This is a genomic window from Streptosporangium sp. G11, from assembly GCF_051192615.1.
In the GTDB taxonomy this organism is placed as follows: domain Bacteria; phylum Actinomycetota; class Actinomycetes; order Streptosporangiales; family Streptosporangiaceae; genus Streptosporangium.
In genome coordinates this window covers 1-3,706 of record NZ_JBPJUQ010000208.1, presented here as the reverse complement: position 1 = coordinate 3,706, position 3,706 = coordinate 1, and the positions used below count along the sequence as shown (strand labels likewise).

The following is a 3,706-nucleotide window of genomic DNA, read 5'->3' as shown; positions in this document are numbered from 1 at the left end:
ACGCACTCCTGGCGCGAGAGGATCTGCAGACCTGCCGAGTCGAGCTTCATACCCTCCAGGCTGCCCGCCCGTTCTCCGAAGGCGTTAGGGACGAAAGTCCCCTTCCTCGCCGACGATCTGCCCTCGGGCGGGCGGCCCCTCTCCGCCGTCCGGCCCCTCTCCGCCGTCCGGCCGCGCCCGGGCAGGTGCCGAGGGTGGGGCCGAGCCTCGGTGAGGGACGAAAGACCCTGTCCTCGCGCGGCGAGGTCGGGACCTGTGGCCCTGGGACCGGGCCGTCCGGCGGAGGTCCGATGGGAGAGGAAGGGAGAACAGCCATGTCTGCTCTGATCATCACCGGGACCGATGGCTCCCCCGGCGCGAACGCCGCCGTCGCGTGGGCCGCCGACGACGCCGCTCGTACGGGCCTGCCGCTGCGCGTCGTCACCGCCGTGCACCGCCGGCCGAACGAAATCCCCGGGTTCGCCGCCCTCGGCGGGGAGGACGTGATGACCAGGGCCGCCAGGAAGGTCCTGGACGAGGCCGAGGCGACGGTACGCGCCCGCCGGCCCACCGTCGAGGTGAGCACCGCCCTGCTCGAGGGCCCGCCCCCGGTGGTCCTGCGCGACCAGGCCCCGGTCGCCGCGGAGATCGTCATCGGCAGCCGGGGCCTCGGCGGCTTCGCCGGAGCCGTCATCGGCTCCGTCAGCATGCACGTCGCCGGGCACGCGCACTGCCCGGTCGTCGTGGTCCGCGCCGGCCAGACGCCGGCGTACGGCGAGATCACGGTCGGCGTCGACGACTCCGACGCCTGTGAACCCGCCCTGGCCTACGCCTTCGAACAGGCGAGGCTGCGCGGCTGCACGCTGCGCGCGATCTACGCCTGGCAGCTGCCCGTGCACGCCTTCGCCCCGGAGATCGCCTATGACATGGACGAGATCCGCATCGCCCAGTACGCCGTGGTGGCCGACCGGCTCGCCGCCTGGCGGCAGAAGTATCCCGAGGTGAGTCTCATCGAGAACGCCCGGTGCGCGCACCCGGTCGAGGCGCTCGCCGAGGCCTCTGCCGGCAGTGACCTGCTCGTCGTCGGCTCCCACGGCCGTGGCGCCCTCGGCTCGCTGCTGCTGGGCTCGGTCAGCCGGGGCGTTCTGCACCACGCGCGCTGCGCCGTGGCGGTCGTCCGCTCCTCGTGACGCCCGGCCGCCCGGACGCCGCCGGAGAAGTGCGATTCCCGGCGCACCGCCGGTGTTCGGTCATGACGCCGCAGCCTGTGCTCTGCCGACCCGTGCTCACCTTGCCTGTCCTGGGCCCGGCGGTCGATGCCGGGGAGGACGCTCAGGACGACATGGTCGCGATCGGGCTGCCGCAGGACACGTTCTCGCCTCCCACGAACGGCAGCAGGCGCTCCGCCTCCTGCTCCAAGGCCGCCCGATCGGTCGCGGACAGCGGGCGGAACGGGGTGAGGCGCTCGTCCATGCCCCCGCGCACCGGGTACGGCAGGCGGTCGGTCAGTGGGGCACCGTCGAACCGCTCGACCACGACGCCTGCCGGCTCACCATGACGTCGACCTCTCTCGATTGGCCGACCCAGGCGCTGGGCAACGTGGGCGCCGAGTTCGAGGTGCTGGGGCCGCCGGAGTTCGCCGCGCATGTCCAGGAGTGGGGCGCCCGCTTCCTCCGGGCCACCGGATCCGGCGCGCCCGAGAGACCGTCCCCGCCGTAGCCGGGATCGCGACGACGGCCCTGGCCGCGGGCGTCGAACGGGGGTGCGCGGACCTGTGGCATTGCGAACTCCACGGAGCGGGCGTGCCGGCGAGCCGCCCGGCACGGCCTTCCCGCCGGCCGCGACAGGTCCTCGCGGGTGCGCGTCCACGAACGACCGGCCGGTCGAGCCGGTGCCTCGCGTCTCGGCGGGTCAGGTCGCGGCGGACGCCGCGGCGAGCTTGGCCGGGTTCATCATCCACAGCACCTGGTCGATGCCCTGGGCGGAGGCGTTGACCGTGAGCACCGCGAACACCGCGCCGTCGCGGCACAGCAGAGCGGACGCCTGCCCGTTCAGGTTCGCCCACCTCACCTCGACCCCGGCCCAGAACGGGGCCGCGAACGCCTTGTGGTACTTGGCCACCCGCGACGCGCCCACCACGGGAATGCGAGAGGCCCGGACGACGCCGCCGCCGTCGGAGTAACTGGTCACGTCCTCCGCGAGGATCTCCTCCAGCGCGGTCAGGTCGCCAGAGCGGGCGGCGGAGACGAAGGCCTTCAGGAGCCTGCGCTGCTCGGCGTCGGTCACCGGCGCGCGGCGTTCGGCGAGCACGTGTTTGCGGGCCCTGCTGACCAGCTGACGGACCGTCGCCTTGCTGAGCTGGATGATCTCGGCGATCTGCTGGTACGGGTAGTCGAACGCCTCCCGCAGCACGTATGCCGCGCGCTCGTTGGGCGAAAGCCTCTCCAGGAGGAGCAGGACCGCGAAACCCAGGGCCTCGTCCCGCTCGGCGCCGAGGTGCGGATCCGCGCCCGTGTCGACGGGTTCGGGAAGCCACGGGCCGATGTAGGTCTCGCGGCGGATCCGCGCGGACCGGGCGGCGTTGATGGCCAGCCGCGTGGTCGCCGTCGCCAGGAAAGCGGCCGGGTTGGCCACCGTGCCGCGGTCATAGGTCTGCCAGCGCAACCAGACGTCCTGCACCAGGTCCTCGGCCTCGGTGGAACTGCCCAGCATCCGGTACGCGATCCCGAACAGGCGCGGTCGCAGGTCCGCGAAGATCGCCGCGGCCTGTTCGAGATCCTCCGGTCCACCGAATTCGTTCGCCGGCCCGGCATCCACCACCGTCATCGCCCCTGTTTCGCCCCGAGTCCCGCACCCCGCCGATGAGCCTCGGCCCACGGCCCCTCATCTGCCACCTGCCCGACAGGATAGATGGGTGGTTTGTGGCAACGTGGGAAGGTCCCCCCGGTGGAGTGGCGGCGACCCCCGCTGTTCCGGGGGCGGGGCCGCGCGGTCCCTCACCGGTGGCACCTCGGGATCATCGCCGCGACCGCCGCCGTGTGGCCTTCCGGGGGGGGCACCTCGGTGGCCGTGTCGTGTGGACACCTCGTACGCCCGGAGGCGTCCCGGCGAGTGCGCGGGGGACAGGAGCGTGTGCCGGGCCGGGTCAGGGCGCCCTCAACGCCGCGGTGTAGGCGCCGGAGCCGGCTGAGGCGAGCACCCGGTAGCGGTAGTAGCCGGGTGTGCCGGTGTAGGTGATCGTCTTGTCCGGGCCGGTGCCGTCGGAGGTGGCGACGGTCACCCAGACGGCGTTGTTCCACTTCTGCAGGTACAGGTCGAAGTCGGCGCCGTCGGGGCCGTCCAGGCACCCGGAGTGGACCCCCGTGACGCCGGAGCGGTAGTAGCGGTTCCTGGGCTGGTAGGCGGACCGGCCGGTGGTCAGGGTGCCGTTGTAGGTGCTGGGGTAGCCGGTGCAGCCACTCGCGGGCGGTGTGGCCGGTGGCGTGGCCGATGGTGTGGCCGGTGGTGTGGCCGGTGGTGTGGCCGGTGGTGTGGCGCCCGTGGTGGTCACCAGGGTCAGGTCGTAGGTGGTGAGGATCTCGTCGATCGGCTGGAAGTAGGTGGTGCCGCCCTGGCTGCAGTCGCCCGAGCCGCCGGAGGTGACACCTTGAGCCTGGTCGATGGAGATGAACGAGCCGCCGGAGTCTCCCGGTTCGGCGCAGACGCTGGTGCGGACCAGTTGTGAGAC

General features: G+C 72.8%; 4 protein-coding genes. 2 read left to right on the top strand and 2 right to left on the bottom strand.

The genetic code is table 11. The features are described from left to right. Positions 1-314 precede the first annotated feature (314 nt). Together ACSDR0_RS49685 and ACSDR0_RS49680 are read left to right on the top strand one after the other, a co-directional pair. Positions 315-1,169: a universal stress protein gene (locus ACSDR0_RS49685; protein WP_435295975.1), complete on the top strand. Its 855-nt coding sequence runs from the start codon at positions 315-317 to the stop codon at positions 1,167-1,169. Continuing rightward, entirely contained in the window at positions 1,078-1,698 is a 621-nt protein-coding gene (locus ACSDR0_RS49680) for a WYL domain-containing protein (protein WP_435295974.1), read from the top strand. The genes ACSDR0_RS49685 and ACSDR0_RS49680 overlap by 92 nt, the downstream gene beginning before the upstream one ends. A gap of 192 nt (positions 1,699-1,890) precedes the next feature. On the opposite strand, the gene ACSDR0_RS49675 is transcribed toward ACSDR0_RS49680, so the two are convergent. After that, the gene (locus tag ACSDR0_RS49675) at positions 1,891-2,805 is read right to left on the bottom strand and encodes an RNA polymerase sigma-70 factor (protein ID WP_435295973.1); all 915 of its coding nucleotides are present in this window, start codon (positions 2,803-2,805) and stop codon (positions 1,891-1,893) included. Between the two features lie 319 nt (positions 2,806-3,124). Further along, positions 3,125-3,706, bottom strand: a 582-nt coding sequence (locus ACSDR0_RS49670) for a trypsin-like serine protease (protein WP_435295972.1), incomplete at its 5' end; no start/stop codon positions are given.

What these genes read in the sequence shown, in the direction of transcription:
- ACSDR0_RS49685 (WP_435295975.1), top strand. Translation starts at nt 315, where the DNA reads ATGTCTGCTCTGATCATCACCGGGACCGATGGCTCCCCCGGCGCGAAC.
- ACSDR0_RS49675 (WP_435295973.1), bottom strand. Translation starts at nt 2,805, where the DNA reads ATGACGGTGGTGGATGCCGGGCCGGCGAACGAATTCGGTGGACCGGAG.